Here is a 17,663-nt window from a genome sequence, read left to right as displayed (position 1 = left end):
CTATCCCTCGAATAGGTCTGCCATCCCACTCGAAAGTAGACGTAACTCTTCCACTGAACACGTACAGCAAGATCAAGAACTTTCCTGGAATCCATTGTGCCGCCGGCCAGATTCGGTACTCTCAATTCCAGCCAGTGGGGCTCCCCAGACCAAAGTTCACTGGCTAGACCCCCCGGGCGGCGGAGACGCCGCCGATCGAAGAGGAGATACAGTGCTGAAGAAGGCCGGAATCGTTGTGGCGGTCGCGGCGGCGGCCGTCGTGGCGGCAACCCCGTTCGCATTCGCGAGCGACACCGACCAGCGTGGCGACTCGAATACGAACAACACCACCTACCAGAACCCCGTCCAGGCGTGCGGCAACCACATCGGCATTACCGACGGGGCCTTCGCGTCTCTCGGTAAGGCCGAGAACGAGCAGAACAACACCGGCGACTGCGAGCAGAACAACAGCTCGGAGAACTGAGCCACGAGTTACTCTCCTGTGAGAAGGGCGTCGGACCGGGGGTTCGACGCCCTTCTTTTCGCCACGTCCCGCCGGACGCCGGTTCGCTGCGCGCACGGCCCGGACGGCATGATGGTGTCGTGGCAGACGGCGTATGGGCCGACCTGGTCGGCCAGGACAAGGCGATAGCCGTCCTCTCGGCGGCCGCCGAGGACCCGAGGGCGATGACGCACGCCTGGCTGTTCACCGGCCCACCCGGATCCGGCCGCTCGGTGGCCGCCCGAGCCTTCGCGGCGGCCCTGCAGTGCGAGAACGGCGGCTGCGGACACTGCCAGGCCTGCCGCACCGTGCTCGCGGGCACCCACTCCGACGTCCGCGAGGTGGTCCCCGAAGGCCTGTCCATCTCGGTGTCCGAGATGCGCGCGCTCGTCCAGATCGCCGCCCGCTGGCCGAGCACCGGCAACTGGCAGATCGTCATCATCGCCGACGCCGACCGCCTCACCGAAGGCGCCGCCAACGCCCTGCTCAAAGCGGTGGAAGAACCCTCCGACCGCACGGTCTTCCTGCTCTGCGCCCCCTCCGACCACCCCGACGACGTGCCCGTCACCATCCGCTCCCGCTGCCGCCTGGTGCCACTCCGCACTCCCCCCGCCCCCGCCATAGCCGACGTCCTCACCAACCGCGACGGCATCGACCCCGACACCGCGACCTGGGCGGCCTCCGTCTGCGGCGGCCACGTGGGCCGAGCCCGCCGCCTGGCCCGCGACCCGGAAGCCCGCACCCGCCGCGACCAGGCCCTCTCCCTCCCGCTGTCCCTGCACGGCTACACCGAGGTCTTCCAGGCCGCCGACACCCTGATCGGCTCCGCCGAAGCCGAGGCCGCCGCCATCGCCGGCACCCGCGACGCCGCCGAACGCGAGGCGCTGGCCACCGCCATGGGCGCCGGCGGCACCGGCAAAGGCGTCGCCTCCGCCCAACGAGGCGCCAAAGCCGCCGAACGCGAACTCGAACGCCGCCAACGCTCCCGCTCCACCCGCAACCAACGCGACGCCCTGGACCGCGCCCTGGTCGACCTCGCCGGCTTCTACCGCGACGTCCTGGCCGCCCGCTTCGCCGCCCCCGTCCCCCCAACCCACCCCGACCGCTCCCAGGACGCCCACCAAGCCGCCGCCACCTGGACCCCCGAGTCCACCCTCCGCCGCCTGGAAGCCGTCCTGGCCTGCCGAGACGCCATCGACCTCAACGTCAAACCCCGCATAGCCGTAGAAGCCATGCTCACCGTCCTCCACCACGGCTGACCCGCCGCCCGCACCCCCGCGCGACCCGCCCGATAGACTGTCGGAGCACCACGCCGCCTTAGCTCAGTCGGTCAGAGCGACGCACTCGTAATGCGTAGGTCGAGGGTTCGACTCCCTCAGGCGGCTCCACCCTCAACCGGGCACCCAACGCCGGCATCTCTGCCTGCGCCGACAGATTCGAGCGTGTCTTAACCAAGGCAGCGACGGCCGTTGAACCACGAAGGTTCAACGGCTGGCTGACCGAGCCCCAGGACCAGTACACTTCTAGGCCCGCCCGACGGCTCGACGCTCTCCCTACGTGTGACGCTCGGTCTCTAATAGACCGCGGGTAACGGAGCATCGGCCCGGCGCGAACCGATTGCTAGGAGATCGTGCTCGACCGTGGCGACTTTGGCGCACAGGAGGATGTCATGGAGCGGGGCGTCGCGCATGTCAGACTTGACGACGCACCACATGGGCTGCGCTCACTGGCGCAGTGGTTGCGTTCTGAAAGTGAGTTGCGCGGCCGGGTCCGACTCACCGAACACTCAATCGAACCTGGCGACATGGGCGGAGCACTGGACGCTGTCGCCATAGCCCTAGGCAGCGGAGGGGCCGCAACGATCTTCGTTCGCTCGCTGTTCACATGGCTCTCGCAGCGCCAGGTCGGGACATCTGTCCGCATACAGCTCAAGAGACCTGATGGGACAGAAACGACCCTGGACCTCGCCGCGGTGCATGATCCGGACGCCGTGGTCGACAAGGTTCTCAACTTTCTCGCGACCGACGAGTAGCATACAGTGATCAGAATCCCAGTAACGCGACTTTCGCGGGCGGTACTGATTGGCACGAGCGACTACGAGCACAACGAAAAGTTCTCAAACCTCCCGGCCGTCCGAGGCAACCTCTCCGGCCTGGAGAAGGTACTGTGCGACCCAGCCAGCGGTGTGTTCACACATGCAAACTGCACGGTGGTGGACAGTCCGGATTCGCCGCGAAGCTTCATGCGACGCCTCGGGCGTGCCGCCGAAACCGCCGAGGACGTCCTGCTCCTGTACTATGCCGGCCACGGCGTGCTCGACCGCAACGGTGATCTTCAGCTGACCGTTCGTGAGACAGACCCTGATCTGTATCAGCTAGAAGGCACGGCGGTCCCGTTCTCATGGATACGACAAACTATCGAAGACAGCCCCGCCGCCATTCGAGTTCTCATCCTGGACTGCTGCTTCTCCGGCAGAGCGATCGGTGCAATGTCAACAGACTCCGCGGTCTTTCAGCAGATTCGGATCAGCGGGACCTACATAATCACTTCGAGCGAGGCCAACCAGATCTCCCGTTCGGTGCCGGGTGAACGATATACCGCCTTTACCGGTGAGTTGATTTCGATATTGTCCACACAGCCCCCTCCTGGAACTACACTCACGCTCGACGCGATAACAAGGATGTTGCGCATCAATTTGGCTCGACGAGGCCTGCCTCGCCCGATGAGCAGGGCCGACGACACGAGCGGTGATCTGGTCTTACGCCGACAGTTCACCAAGACTATTACGCCGAGCCCCCGAGCGATACGGATACGGACCAACACTCAGCCACCCCGCGGGGAGGGTCCAGCACCTGCCGTGGGGGTCAGCGATTCTGGAAACCTCCGACCGCTGGAACCCGATGGATCTCGATCGAGCGCTTTCCTCGGTACATCACAGGACCCGAATCCGGGCATTCCTTCAACTCAGCTAGATCAACGCGCGATGCTTCTCGGCCAGTTGGAATCACACTTCCGCACTATTGTGAGATGGGCCTGGATGGCGGCGCTCGGCTCAGTCCTGTTATCTTGTTCGGCGTTGATCGCCACAGGGCTAGTTCTGATCTTTCAAGGCACATACCAGAAAGATGGAACCCTCGCCAGTGCAATCATCACATTAGTTCTACTGACTAGCATCGCATTCGCATCTACCAAACTCCTGTTGGGAGCATGGCGCCGCCGGAAACGCCCTCAAGCACCTACCGAGAAGCCTAGTGCCGCCCAACACGAGTCGTGACGCGAGGACGATCGCTCCGCGTAATGAAACGCACGCCACGTCGACGGAGACGGTGTCGATGATCTCTACCTGGGAGTTCTGGGCGGCGGCGATGCCGAACAGGTAGCGGTTGTTCGGGGCGGGCACCCCTCGTTGTTCAGACGGCGGAGGTCCCCCGTTCTGGTTCCGGCACCAGTGTCATCGTCGCCATGTCCACATCTCGGGTCTCCGGTCCGATCCACGCACCGACGACGACCAGGACTCCGGCAAGCACCATCAACACGAGCGGCCCCAGGTAGTAAGGCATGAAATGGCTGAGCCCGCTGAGGTAGAAGCTGGAGAACGCGGTCGGAATGACGGCGAGGCTGTACCCGATCCCATACCCGGAGGATCGAATCCCCGTCTGGAACCGCTCACTGATGTAGGTCGTGACAATTCCCCACGGCGCAACGGTGAGCAGGAGCGTGATCGTGAGTAGCGCCACCGTGGCGGCGAACGCGCCGCCCGCACGAATGTTCTCGAGCATCAACCAGTAGCACACCGTGCCGACGCTGAAGGTCCACACACCGGACAGGATCAGCATCCGTCGGCGCCCGAAGGCCTGGCCGAGCAGGGCCATCGCGATGAAGCCGAAGAAGAGAAACGCATACCCGACCAAGAATCCGTCGGTTACCGGCCCGGCCGGCAGCTTGAAGTAGGTCTGCATCAGGGTGGGCGGCAGTGAGATGGCGGTCTGCACCCCCAACCACAGGCCGAGCATCAGGAGGAAGACCTGGGACAAGTTGCGGAAGTTCTGGCCGGAGAAGAGCTCGCGCAGCGGTGCATTGACCGGCTCCTTGCTCCGCGTGCTCTTCCAGATCTCCGACTCGGCCACGAACCAGTAGTAGAAGAGGAACAGAAACGCGAGCCCGGCGCCCACGAAGAATGGGATCCGCCAGCCGTACTGAACGTAGGGAGATTCGAGCGTGTCGGACGGCAGCATGGTGAGAATAATGGCGACCGTGGCGGAGACCGCGATGTATCCGACCGGGTACGCCGACTGAATGACACCGCCGATCAGGCCGCGCAGCCGCTTGGGAGCGGTCTCCAGCGCGAGCGGGTTTGCGCTGGTGTACTCCCCACCCATGAAGATGCCACCGACGAAACGGAGGGCAAGCAGCAGGACGGGCGCCGCCATCCCCCACGAAGCGTAGCCGGGAAGCACTCCGATCAGGCCGGTCATCACCCCGAACCCCGCGACCGCGATCATCGTCGTCCGTTTGCGCCCGAGCACGTCGCCCAGGTGGCCGAAGATGAAGGCGCCGACCGGCCGGCCGAGAAAGGTCACCGCGAGGACCATGAAGCTGATGGTCACCTTCGTCGTGGGCGGCAGGCCGGTCGGGATGAACAGAGCGATCGCCGGAGTAAGGGCAACGACCGGCAGATAAATGTCGTAAAAGTCGATCGTTAGCCCAAGAAAGGCGCCAAGAGTGGCCTTACGTCCCTCCGGTGACCATTCCTCCCTCATCTGACGCACTTCTGCTAGTGATTTCACACTAGACACCTCTCTGGTCCACGTGCGCGATCGGAGAAACCGATCCGGGCATGCTACGACGACCAGTGCTCAACTGGGTAGCCTGTCCGACGGAGTGTGCTTTGATCCTTTTCAGCGCCCGGCGTCGATCGAACCCGTGGGCATCTTTTGACACACGAACCCCAAGCCTCGTGGTTGTCGAAGCCGTCCGAGGTAGCCGGGCACGTAGGGTGCCGGCGTGGTTGGGGTGCCGGAGGCGTTTGCGCGGAGCACGGTTGAGCGGGAGGGGCGGGCGGGGGCGGACTGGGTTACGGAGTTGCCCGGGATCTTGGACGGGCTGTTGGGGCGGTGGGGGTGTGTGCCGGACGGGGAGGTGATGCACGGGGGTGTGGGGGTGATCGTGCCGGTGCGGCGGGCGGATGGGGGCGCGGGCGTGGTGAAGGTGTCGTTTCCGCATCCGGCGAACGCGCACGAGCCGGACACGTTGATCCACGGCGACCTGCACGCCGGGAACATTCTGCGGGCCGATCGTGAGCCGTGGCTGGCCGTCGATCCGAAGGGGCTGGCCGGGGATCCCGCGTACGACGGCGGCGCGTTGTTCAAGTCGCGGGCGCTGGCGTTGCTTCGGGCGGACGACCTGGGCGGGGCCGTTCATCGCATGCTCGACGTCTTTGCCGAGGCGGCGGAGCTCGATCGTGAGCGGGTTCGGCGGTGGGCGCAGGTGCATGCCGTCCAGGCGGCGTTCCGGGGGCGGCGGCGCGGGTTTCGGGTGGCGCGGGGTGGGGCGCGGTTGCGGGGGGTCATCGAGTTCGCGGACCGACTCGCCGAGCTGCTCGTCGAGCCCGCTCGGGCTTAGCGGATACGGTCGGGCGGGTGCGCACGGACGAGCTGGCGGAGCTGTTCCTGCGGGTGGGGGCGCGGATGCGCGCCATGGAGGCGGAGCGGTTCGCGCCGTTCGGGGTCACGCCGGCGCAGGCCAGGGTGCTCGGGGTGATCGCTCGGGGGCAGGCGCCACCTCGGATGGCGGAGCTGGCGCGGCGGCTCGGTGTGGTGCCGCGCGCGGTGACGCCGCTGGTCGACGCGTTGGAGAAGGCGAACCTGGTCCGCCGGCGCAGCGACCCGGACAACCGGCGAGCCGTCCTGCTCGACCTCACCGATCATGGTGTCGCCGTGCGCAGGGAGCTGCGGGAGCAACGGCTGCGGGCCGCGGAGGACCTTTTTGCGCCGCTCACGGATGGGCAGCGGGCCACGCTGGTCGAGCTGCTCGAGGCCGTGACGTCGGGCGGCCCGGCCACCGAACGGAGCGGACGGTGAGCCGGGCCGAGCGGGTGTTACTGGAGCATCCCGTACAGCAGGACGGCGATCAGGACGACGGTCACCGCGCTCATGCCGGCCAGGCGGGCCAGGGTGGCGACCAGCTCGATGACGGCCTTGATCGCGGCCGCGATGGCGACCGCCAGCATGCGTCCGGCCGTCGTGGCCACGGCCAGTGCGACGACGGCCACCAGAATGATGACGATGGCGACGGCGTTCTGGCCGCTCGAGGCGGCGTCGGCGGGCGCTGCAATATCGGTTGTTGAGTAAAGTTCCGAACTTGAGCGAAGTACGTCTACGATACGCATTGCGGGCTCCAGACGGGCAGTGTGGCGCTACCTGAGGGAGTTCGTTGTCGTGGCAGGCACCTCCGATCGCGGCAACGATCTTGGGGGTGCCTGCTCATGTGTGGGCCGAGGCGGCCGGACACATGACGCGGAGCTGAGCCCAGCGGCGGTTCGCTATCTCATGTGACCACCCCCCTTCCGGGAGATCACCGGTCGGCCCACCACCCCCGGAGCCTCACGGGGCTTGTGCCGCCGCACCCCGGCGCCGCGCAGGGCACCGTCACTGGTAGCGTAAGCGACGAAATCTCCGTCTGCAATCCCATGTCGGGAACCCAGGCGAGGATTCCGTACTAGAATCGCTCGGCGGGATTCTGTGGTCGTAACCGCCGCTTGCTTGGCTCGTTGGGCGCCTCGGGTGCTTCTCGATCACCAGGTGGGGGCGGGGCGACGGTCGGCGGGAGGTAAGGAGCTCGATGCCCAGCAGCCAGGGCCTTGGCCCGGTGATCCCTCGGCGACGGTTCGGCACGGAGCTTCGCCGGCTGCGCCGCGAGCGCGACAAGAACCTCTCCGAGGTCGCTCACGACCTGCTCATTTCCACCAGCAAGCTCAGTCGGCTGGAAAAGGGCCACTCCGCCGCGCAAGAACGCGATGTCCGAGACCTGCTGAGATATTACGGCCAGGTCGACACCGAGCTCGGAAAGCGAATGCGCCAGTGGGCCAAGGAAGGGCGGGAGGAGCCCTGGTGGCAGCAGACATCCAGCGGCGTTCCGCCCATCACCGAGCATTATATGCAGTACGAGATCGCGGCAAGTAAAATCAACGGTTTTGTGATCCACTTCGTACCTACGTTGCTCCAAACCGCGGACTACGCGCGGGCGCTGCTCACCGCGCTCCACCCGACCAGGACGGCCGCGGAGATCGACACGTTAGTCAGCGTGGTACTCCAGAGGCAAGAGGTTCTGACCAGAGAGCAATACCCGGCAAGCCTCGACATGATCATCGACGAAGCCGCGCTCCGCAGGCAGGCCGATTCCCAGGCGATCATGCTTGACCAGCTAGAACAGCTGGTTTCCGCTGGCAACGAACCCAACGTGACACTCCGGGTCCTGCCCTTCTCCGCCGGGCCGCACCAAGCCCACGCCGAAGGCTCGTTCACATACTTCACGTTTCGACGCGACATCGACTCGGACATTGTAAATATCGAAGGTTACGTCACCGACTCGTACGTCGAAGGCGACCAGGTCCAACCTTATTGGACGCTGCTGGAAGAACTCCGGGCACGGGCCCTCGACCCGGCCTCCACGCTGCGTTTCATTGATAACATCGCTCAAGAACTCAGGAGGGAGGTATGACGTGGTGTATGGCAAGAGCAGCTTTTCGCAGGCGGAGTGTGTCGAAGTTGCATCGCTCCCCGACGGTACGGTCTTCGTGCGCGACTCAAAAGATCCCACCAAGCCCGCGCATGTGTTCGACAAATGCGAATGGGCTGCGTTTGTAGCCGGCGCCAAAGCCGGTGAGTTCGACTTCGGGATGGAGATACCCTCGCCTCGACCCGGACTCTGACTGATGCAAGGGCCTCTGCCACCGCGGAGGCCCTAGCTATTTCTCCCAGTTCACAGCTCACAACGTGATCGCCGCGACCGCGACGGTTCCGGCGTCCCTGCGCGCCTTCTCGGTAGCGGTGTCCATGGTGGCCAGCGGCGCGTACGTCAGCCGGGCCGGGTCGAGGCCGAGCCGGAGCGCGGTGGAGGCGTCCAGCAGCTCCACCGCCTGCTTGCTGGCCAGTAGGTCACCGTTTCGGGCGGACTGCTGTATTCGGGCGCATTCGTTCACCTCATCGCCGAGCGCGGTGATCTCCAGGCGGCTGCCCGGCACGAGCTGGCCGAGGTAGACGCTCGGCCCCCAGTGCACGCCGGCGTTGACGTCGAGCGAGGCGCCGTGCGGGAGGTTCAGCGCGGCGCCGGCCCGGTCGGCGGCGTAGGCCCGCAGGCGGTGCGCGACCTCCATACAGCCGGCCACCGCGGCGGACGGGCCGCCGGCGTCGTCCGCGAGCACGAACCCGGTCCAGCCGTCGCCGGCGTGCTTGCCGACGATGCCGCCGTTCTCGGCGATCAGGGTGTCGAACGTGCTGGTCAGCTCGCGGATCAGGGTGAAGTAGGTGGCCGTGGGCAGCGTCCGGGAGAGCTCGCCGGACGCCTGCAGGTCGGCGAACAGGATCGCGGTGCCCCTGCGCTCGGGCTGCATGACGCGCGCCATCCGTTCGTACATCGCCTCGTCACCCCGGCCGAGCAGGGCGATCAGGCTGGGGCGCAGCCCGAGGTACATCAGCGCGACGGTCCCGAACAGCTCCCCGCGCTCGTCGCGCAGGCTCACCGTCACGTAGTCGACCGGGTAGGTCGGCAGGCCGGGTTGTACGTAGTCGATGGTGCCGCAGCGCACCGGTTCCAGCTCGGCCGGTTCGACGGTGCCGAGGACGTCCATGAGCTCGGGCGGAAGCAACTGGCGCGCCTCCGGCGGCAGCTCCTCGGGCGTCGGCCGCAGCGTCGTGGCCTCGCGGGACAGGCGGCGCAGGCTGCTCGGGGTCACCGCCGTCCGCCACGCCTGCCGGCTCCACGCGACCAGGATGTGCTCGCCCATCCCGAGCTCGGCGTCGTCGTCGGACCCGATGAACCCGCGCAGCTCCCGCGACACCCAGGCCAGCCGGTAGTCCGCGTCGAGCACGTAGCAGACCCGGCCCTTGCCGCCCGAGAGGCTCTCGACGACCTGAGCCAGCCGCGGATCCATGTCGACAGTGTGCCCGCGACCGCCGACAGAAGTGGCGCCGAGACGGTTCACGGCCGAGAATGAGCTTCTTCGTATCCGCGCGTTCACTCGATGTGATGGTTGAATGCGGAACGGGTGAGGGGGGCCACCCGCGTCGCGATGTTCCCCATGACCCGATGACCAGCACCACGGCGACGGCGACGCGGGCGAGAAGCAAGTCGAGGGGTTGAGGATGGACCCATTCAGCGCGGTTCGGGCCCGGCGGCCGCGAGCGGCCAGGAAGGCCGAGTTCGCGCGCTTCCACGATGACAACTACGCCGGGTTGGTGGCGCTGCTGCACGCGTTGCACGGCGACCGGGCGCACGCGCACCGGGCCGCCCAGCGGGCCTTCACCGATGCCTGGATGCGCTGGCGGGCCGTCCGGTCGCTGCCGGACGCGGTGGCATGGACCCGGCGGCGGGCCATGCGGGTGACGCCGCCGACGCGGAGGGCCGCGCACGCGGCGCCGGCCGGCGACGAGGCCGAGTGGATCGCGCCACCGGCCCGGCCGCTGTTCCGCGCGATGGGCGAGCTGCCCGAGGCCCCGAGGACAATGCTGGCGCTGTATCACGTCGCCGGGCTCACCGGCGAGCAGATCGCGCGGGAGGAGCACCTGCCGGCGGACACCGTCGCCGCTCGGCTGGACGATGCGCACCTGGCGCTGGCGCGGCGGATGGCGGCGATCGCCCCGGACGAGCCGGATCTGCCCGGGGGTGGTGCGGGGGCTCGCGCGGTGCAGGCCTGGGCGGATCCAGCCTTGGCCAACCTCGCGCACGCGCTGTCGTACCGGACCGACAGGCGGGCGACCGAGCAGGTGTTCCGGCAGGCCATTCGGCAACGGGCCAAGGTCGCGACGGCGACCGCCGCGGTGGTCTCGATCAGCGGCCTCGGCGCGGCGCTCGCGGTGACCCAGCATGCGCCTACGAGTCTGCCGCCGCAGGCGGGTGGGCCGGGAACGGTGCTGCCGCCGCCGCAGCCCGATCGCGGGCGGGTGGGCACGCCGGCCATCCCCGGAGCGCCGCCGGTACCGGGCGCGCCGCCGGAGCCGGGGGCGCAGCCGAGCGAGCGGACGCTCGCCGAGGGCGATCCGGGAGCCGGCACGAACCGGTCGGTGCGGGACACCGCGGACGAGCGGGTCAGTCGGTCGGACGGCGGGTCCGGGGCTGGCGGATCGGGCGGGTCTGGCGGGTCTGGCGGCGGGTCGGATCGAGACCACGCACCGGCGCTCACCGCCCTGCACACCGATACGCCACCGCCCGCGCAGCCGTCCGCGCCGCCGGAGCGCCAGCCCGAGCCTCAACCCGGCCAGGGCAGCGGCACCCAGGGCAGCGGCACCCAGGGCAGCGGCACCCAGGGCAGCGGCACCCAGGGCAGCGGCACAACGACACCTCGCGCCGACGGGGACGGGGCACCGGAACGCGCCGGGAGCGGCGACGACGACCGGTCTCGGGCGCGCGACGACGGCCGGTCCGGGACGCGCGGCGACAGCGACGGGCGGACGCGGGCGCGCGGCAACAACGACGGCCAGTCCAGGACGCGCGGCGACAACGGCGGTCAGACGCGGGCGCGCGGCAACAACGGCGGCGGTCAGTCGCGGGGGCACTCCGGTGGCGGAGGTTCGAAGGCGCGCGGTGGAGGGGGCTCCAAGGCGCACGGCAACGGCGGTGGCGGCGGCCGTTCGAAGGGGTCGGGCGGCGGGTCGGGCGGCGGCCACAAGTCTGGCGGCGGTAAGTCTGGCGGCGGCGGGAAGTCTGGCGGCGGGAAGGGCGGCGGCGGGCACGGCCGGTAACCAGCCCGGGCCGCGTCACGCTTCGAGCTGCCCGCGCAGTCCGTGCAGGTCACCGAGCACCCACAGGTCACCGACCAGCCCGCCGCCGAACGTGAAGAACGCGGCGCCGGCCCAGGACACCCGCCGCCCGGTCGGCGCAAAGCCCAGGAACGGCGCTCGGTGCACGCCGGAGAACATCATCCGGGCGGCCACCTGGTCGCCCGAGGCGACGAGCGAGACGATGTCGCACCGGTAGTCGGCCAGCGCCCCGGTGACCGTCCGGACGTAGTCCGCGAACTCGGCATGCCCCGTCCGAACGTCACCGAGCGAACCCCGGAACGTGACGTCCGGCGCGAGGACCTCCGGGATCACCGTGGTGTCCGGGCGGTTCCAGATCTCGTCGTAGAACCGGCCGACCTGCAGCTCGTGATGCCGAGACGCGTCCATGCCCCCTTGGATAGCACGGCGCGCGCGATGGTTGGCTGGTGAGGCGAACACCCGCCGGCACGACGAACAGGACCGACGATGCCCAGATACGTGATCTTGCTGTACGAGAGGGAACGGACCGAGCCGGTCCCGCCCGAGATCGCGGCGGCCTGCGCGCGCGTGCCCGAGCAGATCGAGGCGATGGGCGCGAAGATCATCAACGACCAGGCGCCGGAGCCGGTGGCCGCGACCAGGTCGATCAGCAAGGACGGAATGGTCACCGATGGGCCGTTCCTGGAGAGCAAGGAGGTGCTCGCCGGGTTCTTCGTGGTGGAGGCCAGGGACATGGACCAGGCGGTGGCCATCGGGAAGCTGATCCCGGTCATGGACGGCGGGGTCGAGGTGCGGCCGCTGTTCCACAGTGTCTGAAGCGGGGTCTGACGCGGGGTCCGACGCGGGGCCTGACGCAGCCTCGGCCGTCGCCGACGCGCACCGCCGGGAGTGGGCGGCCGTGCTCGCCGCGACGGTGCGGGTCACCCGCGACCTGGACCTGGCCGAGGAGTGCGTGCAGGACGCCTACCTCGCCGCGCTCGACGCCTGGGCCCGCGACGGCGTTCCGGCCAGGCCCGGCGCGTGGCTGACCACCGCCGCCAGGCGCAACGCCCTGGACGCGCTGCGCCGGGCCCGGACGATGCGGTCCAAGCTGCACCTGCTCGTCGAGCCGGAGGCCACCGAGCAGGCACAAAACCCGGTGGCGCGCGACGACCCGCTGCGGCTGGTCTTCCTGTGCTGCCACCCCGCACTGTCCGCCGAGGCGCAGGTGGCGCTCACGCTGCGGCTGGTCTGCGGGGTGAGCACGCCGGACGTGGCGCGCGCGTTCCTGGTCCCGGAGGCGACCATGGCGGCGCGGATCACCAGGGCGAAGAAGAAGATCGTCGCTGCCGGCATCCCGTTCCGGATGCCCGACGCCGGCGAGCTGCCCGACCGCGTGGACGCCGTGCTCACCGTCGTCCACCTGCTGTTCACCACCGGCCACACCGCGCCGTCCGGGGCCACCCTGACCCGCGCCGACCTGTCCGAGCGCGCCCTCGATCTGGCCCGGATGCTGCGCGAGCTGCTGCCCGGCCAGCGCGAGGTCGCCGGGCTGCTGGCGCTGCTGCTGGTCAACCAGGCCCGCCGGGCCACCCGCACCGACTCGGACGGGCGGCTGCTGCTGCTCGAGGAGCAGGACAGGTCCGCCTGGGACCGGGCGGCCATCGAGGAGGGCGACCGGCTGGTGGTGGCCGCGCTGCGCGGCGGCAACGCCGGGCGGTTCGGGCTGCAGGCGGCCATCGCGGCCCTGCACGCCATGGCGCCGACGTACGCGGACACCGACTGGCCGCAGGTGCTCGCGCTCTACGACGAGCTGATGAAGGTGTGGCCGTCGCCGGTGGTGGCGCTCAACCGCGCGGTGGCGGTGGCCATGGTCGCCGGCGCCGCCGACGCGCTGCGCGAGGTACAGGCCCTGGAGCACGACAAACGGCTGGACGGCTACCGGTACCTGCCCGCGATCAAGGCCGACCTGCTGCGCCGGCTGGACCGGCCCCGGGAGGCGAACGAGGCCTTCCGCCGGGCGCTCGAACTGACCGACAACGAGGCGGAGCGCGCGTTCCTCACCGCCCGCATCGCGGAGACGGCCGAGTGACGTGACGCGCCGGCCGGAGGATGGGGCGATGGACGACGTGGAGGCGGCGCGCCGGGGCGACTCGGCGGCGTTCGAGCGGCTGGTCGGGGCGCACCGGCGCGAGCTGTACGCGCACTGCTACCGGATGCTCGGCTCGGTGCAGGACGCCGAGGACGCACTGCAGGAGGCGCTGCTCGGGGCCTGGCGCGGGCTGGCCGGGTTCGAGGGCCGCGCCTCGCTGCGCGGGTGGCTGTACACGGTGACCACGAACGCCTGCCTGCGGATGATCGCCCGCCGGCCGCCCCGGATGGTCTCGCCCGATCACGGCCCGCCCCGGGGCGGCACCGACGACCTCGGCGAGTTCATGACCGAGCCGGTCTGGCTGGAGCCGTGGCCGGACGACGACCCGGAGGCCAGCTACCAGCGGCGGGAGAGCGTCGAGCTGGCATTCGTGGCGGCACTGCAGCACCTGCCCGGCACCCAGCGCGCGGTCCTGATCCTGCGCGAGGTGCTGGCGTTCTCCGCCGCCGAGGTCGCGGACATCCTGGACACCACCACCGCGTCGGTGAACAGCGCGCTGCAGCGGGCCCGCAAGGCCGTCGACGAGCGGGTCCCGGCCACCAGCCAGCAGGCCGAGCTGGCCGCCCTCGGCGCGGACGGCCGCCGCGAGCTGGTGGAGGCGTTCGTGGCGGCCTTCGAGCGGCGGGACGTGCCGGCCCTGCTGGCGCTGCTGACCGAGGACGCCCGATTCACCATGCCGCCGTTCCCGGCCTGGTTCGCCGGCCGCGAGGACATCGGCGCGTTCGCGTTCACCAGCATGTTCGCCACCCCGTGGCGGCTGGTGCCCATCGGCGCGAACGGGCAGCCGGCGTTCGCCTGCTACCAGGGCCAGGCCGACGGGCGGTTCGTGCTCGGCGGGATCAATGTGCTCAGCCTGCGCGACGGGCGGATCAGCGCGATCTCGGCGTTCCTCGACCCGGAGCTGCACCGCTTCTACGGGCTGCCGGAACTTCATGCGTCCGAGCGATGAGTTCGGCGCTCGTGCCGACTCTTCACCTCAGGACACGGTCCCCCGAGACAAGGAGCGCACGAATGAACCTGCCCGACGTGGTCACCCGCGAGGAGTGGCTGGCCGCCCGTGAGGAGCTGCTGGCCGAGGAGAAGGCCCTGACCCGCCACCGCGACGAGGTCAACGCGCGGCGGCGCCGGTTGCCCATGGTCGAGGTCGACAAGGACTACGTGTTCGAAGGGCCGGACGGCAGGGCCGGCCTGCTGGATCTGTTCGAGGGCCGCCGGCAGCTGCTGGTCATGCACTTCATGTTCGACCCGAGCTGGGACGAGGGCTGCCCGTCGTGCTCGCTGAACATGGACGGCCTGCCCCATCTGGCCCACCTGCACGCCCGGGACACCTCATTCGCCGCCGTATCGCGCGCACCGCTGCCCAAGCTGCTTGCCTACCGCGAGCGGATGGGCTGGACGTTCCCCTGGTACTCCTCGCACGGCAGCGACTTCAACTACGACTTCCACACCACGCTGGCCCCCGCCGTGGCCCCGGTCGAGTACAACTTCATGGCCCCCGAGCGGCTCGCCGCCGTCATGCCGGCGGGCGACGACTGGTCGATGGAGGTGCCCGGGCAGAGCGCGTTCCTGCGCGACGGCGACCGGGTCTTCCACACTTACACCACGTACGCCCGTGGCGCGGACGCCCTGCTCGGCGTCTACAACTGGCTGGACCTCACCGCGCTGGGCCGGCAGGAGGACTGGGAGCGCCCCACCGGCCGCGCCGACGGCCCCGCCGGCCACTGGCTCCGCCGCCACGACCGGTACGCCACGTAGGCGCGCCCCCTCCGCCCGCGAGTCGGGCGTCCTGGCACACCGAGTCGGGCGTCAGAGAGGGAGCGCAGCGACCGACCTCAGGTGAGCGAGCTTGCGAGCGAGCCAATGTCGCCAGCACACGCCGAGCGGCTAGCTGGGGTCGAGGTACGCCTCGATGTGGGCCACCACGGCGGCGTCGATGGCCGCCAGGTCGGCGGACCGGAGCACGTCCAGCAGCCCCTGGTGCTGCTCGGGGATCTCGTCCGGCCTGGCGTGGGCGGGGGCGTCGCGCACGAAGTAGGCGCGCACCCTGGGCTGGATGGTCCGCCAGATCTGCAGCGTCTGCGGGTGGCCAGCGGATTTGATCACGGCCTCGTGGAACTCGACGTCCAGGTCGGCGAGCCGCTCGGCCTGGGCGCCGTCCGCCGCCGTCCGCATCTGGGCGACCAGGGTGGCGAGCCGGTCCAGCAGGTCCCGCTCGGGCGCGGCGCCCACCTCGCGGAACGCGAACCGCTCGATGATCAGCCGCATCGGGACGAGCACCTCGCGCACCTCGCGCTGCGACACCCGGGCCACCTCGGCGCCCCGGTACGGATGCGTGACGACCAGGCCCTCCTGCTCCAGGAGCATGATCGCTTCACGCACCGGACCCCGGCTCACGCCGGAGCGCGCCGAGATGTCCCGCTCGACCAGGCGGTCACCGGGCTTGAGCTCACCGCCGGCGATCGCCGCCCGCAGCCACCGCAACAGCCAGTCACGCCGAGATTCGGGAACCGCCCCCACCGGTGCCGACGCGATCACTCCCTGAGCCCTCCCGATCCTCTGCCCCGCGCGCCGACAGTAGCGCATCCGGGCCGCACTTGGCAGATGGTTGACCATCTGCCATCTACTCGCCTACGGTCTGGTCGACCAAGGAGCGAGCGAAAACCGGGGAGGGCGCAATGCGGCGCGACCCGCACCGTCAACAGGGCGACCACGCGCAGAGCGCCCATCAAGCCTCGCCGGCGAGTGAGGCGACAACACAGCGCGACCCGCACCGAGATCCACGCGACCACGCAGAAAGCGCCGCGCCAGCGACCGGAGTGCCCGCCAAGGTTGTGGTGGCGGCGGTGCTCGGCACGGTGCTGGAGTGGTACGACTTCGCGATCTACGCCGCGCTGGCGGTGGTGATCGGCCGGCTGTTCTTCCCGGCGAGCACGCCGACCACGTCGCTGCTGATCGCGCTGGCCACCTACGCGGTCGGGTTCGTGTGCCGGCCGCTGGGCGCGATCGTGTTCGGCCGGCTCGGCGACCGGGCCGGCCGCAGAGGCATGCTCGCCATCACGATGGTCGTCGTCGGGGCGGCGAGCCTGCTCATCGGGCTGCTGCCGACCTACGCCAGTGTCGGCATGCTGGCGCCCGCGCTGCTGGTCGCACTCCGAATGGCACAAGGGCTCGCGGTAGGAGCGGAGTGGACGGGCGGTGCCACGTTCCTGCTCGAGCACGCGCGGACCGGCCGCCGTGGCCTGTTCGGCGGCATCCTGCAGGCGGCCACCGTGGCCGGGTTCCTGCTCGGCACGGGCGTCGCGGCGCTGATCGTGCACGTGGTCCCCGACGCCGTGGTGGATGCCTGGGCCTGGCGGATCCCGTTCTTCGCCGGCGGCGTGGTGGCCGCGATCGGGCTGTTCGTGCGCCTACGGCTGGACGAGTCGCCGGCGTTCCTGCGGCTGCGCGCGGCGCACGAACCGGCCCACGAACCTGACGACGATCCGACGAACACCGACACCCGGCGGAACTGGCTGCTGCTGTTCGGCATCGTGTTCGGCCTGACCCTCTACGGGTACACGGCCACCAGCTTCCCGGCGTTCCTGTCCGGGGTCACCGGGCTGCCGCTGGCCGACGCGCTCACCACGAACGTCATCGCGCTGGCGATCGAGGTCCCGCTGATCGTGCTGGCCGGGGCCGCGTCGGACCGGTTCGGGCGCAAGCCGCTGATGGTCGGCGCGGTCGCGGTCTTCGTCGTCGCCACCATCCCGATCTTCCTGCTGGTCACCACCTCGGGCTTCGTCGGCGTACTCCTCGGCCAGGTGCTGTTCGTCGCGCTGTACGCGACGGTCTCGGGCCCGTCCGCCGCGATGTACACCGAGCTGTTCCCGACCAGGGTGCGCAGCTCGGCGTTCTCCAGCGCGTACAACCTGAGCATCGCGCTGTTCGGCGGCACCGCGCCGTTCGTGAACACCTTCCTGGCGACCAGGATCGGCACCGCCGTCGCGCCGGCGTACTACCTGACGTTCGGCGCGCTGGTCTCGCTGGCGCTGCTGCTGGTCACCCGCGACCGGCACGCCGAGGAGCTGAGGTGACA

The 17,663-nt window shown here is 69.6% G+C and carries 19 protein-coding genes and 1 tRNA gene; 15 read left to right on the top strand and 5 right to left on the bottom strand.

Annotation, left to right across the window (positions count from 1 at the left end):
* The first annotated feature begins 211 nt into the window (after positions 1–211).
* From N912_RS0142040 to N912_RS67155, 5 genes are all read left to right on the top strand, one after another.
* Positions 212–463 (top strand): hypothetical protein, encoded by a 252-nt coding sequence (locus N912_RS0142040; RefSeq protein WP_028927163.1) that lies wholly within the window; start codon positions 212–214, stop codon positions 461–463.
* Positions 464–582: 119 nt separating this feature from the next.
* A complete protein-coding gene (locus N912_RS0142035; RefSeq protein ID WP_028927162.1) occupies positions 583–1,740 on the top strand; it encodes a DNA polymerase III subunit delta' in 1,158 nt (385 codons plus the stop codon).
* A gap of 52 nt (positions 1,741–1,792) precedes the next feature.
* Positions 1,793–1,869 (top strand) — tRNA-Thr (locus N912_RS0142030).
* 242 nt (positions 1,870–2,111) lie between these two features.
* A complete protein-coding gene (locus N912_RS61235; RefSeq protein ID WP_051581547.1) occupies positions 2,112–2,513 on the top strand; it encodes an effector-associated constant component EACC1 in 402 nt (133 codons plus the stop codon).
* Between the two features lie 6 nt (positions 2,514–2,519).
* Positions 2,520–3,755 (top strand): caspase family protein, encoded by a 1,236-nt coding sequence (locus N912_RS67155; RefSeq protein WP_084211765.1) that lies wholly within the window; start codon positions 2,520–2,522, stop codon positions 3,753–3,755.
* Between the two features lie 136 nt (positions 3,756–3,891).
* On the opposite strand, the gene N912_RS58035 is transcribed toward N912_RS67155, so the two are convergent.
* Entirely contained in the window at positions 3,892–5,241 is a 1,350-nt protein-coding gene (locus N912_RS58035; protein ID WP_051581546.1) for an MFS transporter, read from the bottom strand.
* A gap of 244 nt (positions 5,242–5,485) precedes the next feature.
* On the opposite strand from N912_RS58035, the gene N912_RS0142010 reads away from it, so the two are divergent.
* Both N912_RS0142010 and N912_RS0142005 read left to right on the top strand, forming a co-directional pair.
* Complete coding sequence (locus N912_RS0142010) at positions 5,486–6,103, top strand: aminoglycoside phosphotransferase family protein (RefSeq protein WP_028927160.1); 618 nt, start codon at positions 5,486–5,488, stop codon at positions 6,101–6,103.
* Between the two features lie 17 nt (positions 6,104–6,120).
* Complete coding sequence (locus tag N912_RS0142005; RefSeq protein ID WP_028927159.1) at positions 6,121–6,561, top strand: MarR family winged helix-turn-helix transcriptional regulator; 441 nt, start codon at positions 6,121–6,123, stop codon at positions 6,559–6,561.
* Positions 6,562–6,578: 17 nt separating this feature from the next.
* Here N912_RS0142005 and N912_RS64160 read toward each other — a convergent pair whose 3' ends face one another.
* Positions 6,579–6,869 carry a hypothetical protein gene (locus N912_RS64160; RefSeq protein WP_156994352.1) on the bottom strand — a complete coding sequence of 97 codons (291 nt, stop codon included), beginning with the start codon at positions 6,867–6,869 and terminating at the stop codon, positions 6,579–6,581.
* Between the two features lie 452 nt (positions 6,870–7,321).
* Between N912_RS64160 and N912_RS0141995 the strand changes: the two genes are divergently transcribed.
* Together N912_RS0141995 and N912_RS62860 are read left to right on the top strand one after the other, a co-directional pair.
* Positions 7,322–8,200: a DUF5753 domain-containing protein gene (locus N912_RS0141995; RefSeq protein WP_028927158.1), complete on the top strand. Its 879-nt coding sequence runs from the start codon at positions 7,322–7,324 to the stop codon at positions 8,198–8,200.
* A gap of 1 nt (position 8,201) precedes the next feature.
* Positions 8,202–8,411, top strand: coding sequence for a DUF397 domain-containing protein (locus N912_RS62860; protein WP_342670898.1), 210 nt, complete (start codon positions 8,202–8,204; stop codon positions 8,409–8,411).
* A 57-nt stretch (positions 8,412–8,468) separates the two neighbouring features.
* On the opposite strand, the gene N912_RS0141990 is transcribed toward N912_RS62860, so the two are convergent.
* On the bottom strand, positions 8,469–9,632 hold the full coding sequence (locus N912_RS0141990; RefSeq protein ID WP_028927157.1) for an adenylate/guanylate cyclase domain-containing protein: 1,164 nt from the start codon (positions 9,630–9,632) through the stop codon (positions 8,469–8,471).
* Positions 9,633–9,843: 211 nt separating this feature from the next.
* Here N912_RS0141990 and N912_RS64775 point away from each other — a divergent pair, with 211 nt between their 5' ends.
* On the top strand, positions 9,844–11,439 hold the full coding sequence (locus tag N912_RS64775) for an RNA polymerase sigma factor (RefSeq protein WP_028927156.1): 1,596 nt from the start codon (positions 9,844–9,846) through the stop codon (positions 11,437–11,439).
* Between the two features lie 15 nt (positions 11,440–11,454).
* Here N912_RS64775 and N912_RS0141980 read toward each other — a convergent pair whose 3' ends face one another.
* A complete protein-coding gene (locus N912_RS0141980; RefSeq protein ID WP_028927155.1) occupies positions 11,455–11,865 on the bottom strand; it encodes an ester cyclase in 411 nt (136 codons plus the stop codon).
* A 78-nt stretch (positions 11,866–11,943) separates the two neighbouring features.
* Here N912_RS0141980 and N912_RS0141975 point away from each other — a divergent pair, with 78 nt between their 5' ends.
* From N912_RS0141975 to N912_RS0141960, 4 genes are all read left to right on the top strand, one after another.
* Complete coding sequence (locus N912_RS0141975; RefSeq protein ID WP_028927154.1) at positions 11,944–12,273, top strand: YciI family protein; 330 nt, start codon at positions 11,944–11,946, stop codon at positions 12,271–12,273.
* 82 nt (positions 12,274–12,355) lie between these two features.
* Complete coding sequence (locus N912_RS0141970) at positions 12,356–13,528, top strand: RNA polymerase sigma factor (protein WP_028927153.1); 1,173 nt, start codon at positions 12,356–12,358, stop codon at positions 13,526–13,528.
* Positions 13,529–13,556: 28 nt separating this feature from the next.
* Entirely contained in the window at positions 13,557–14,537 is a 981-nt protein-coding gene (locus N912_RS0141965; RefSeq protein WP_084211793.1) for a sigma-70 family RNA polymerase sigma factor, read from the top strand.
* Between the two features lie 62 nt (positions 14,538–14,599).
* Positions 14,600–15,343 (top strand): DUF899 domain-containing protein, encoded by a 744-nt coding sequence (locus N912_RS0141960; RefSeq protein WP_028927151.1) that lies wholly within the window; start codon positions 14,600–14,602, stop codon positions 15,341–15,343.
* Between the two features lie 129 nt (positions 15,344–15,472).
* Here N912_RS0141960 and N912_RS0141955 read toward each other — a convergent pair whose 3' ends face one another.
* The gene (locus N912_RS0141955; protein WP_245645833.1) at positions 15,473–16,105 is read right to left on the bottom strand and encodes a GntR family transcriptional regulator; all 633 of its coding nucleotides are present in this window, start codon (positions 16,103–16,105) and stop codon (positions 15,473–15,475) included.
* A 299-nt stretch (positions 16,106–16,404) separates the two neighbouring features.
* Here N912_RS0141955 and N912_RS0141950 point away from each other — a divergent pair, with 299 nt between their 5' ends.
* On the top strand, positions 16,405–17,661 hold the full coding sequence (locus N912_RS0141950; RefSeq protein WP_245645831.1) for an MFS transporter: 1,257 nt from the start codon (positions 16,405–16,407) through the stop codon (positions 17,659–17,661).
* The last annotated feature ends 2 nt before the right edge of the window (positions 17,662–17,663 follow it).

This window comes from Actinospineispora acaciae DSM 45401, assembly GCF_000620785.1.
Classification (GTDB): Bacteria; Actinomycetota; Actinomycetes; order Mycobacteriales; family Pseudonocardiaceae; genus Pseudonocardia; species Pseudonocardia acaciae.
This window is presented reverse-complemented; position numbering and strand designations above follow the sequence as displayed.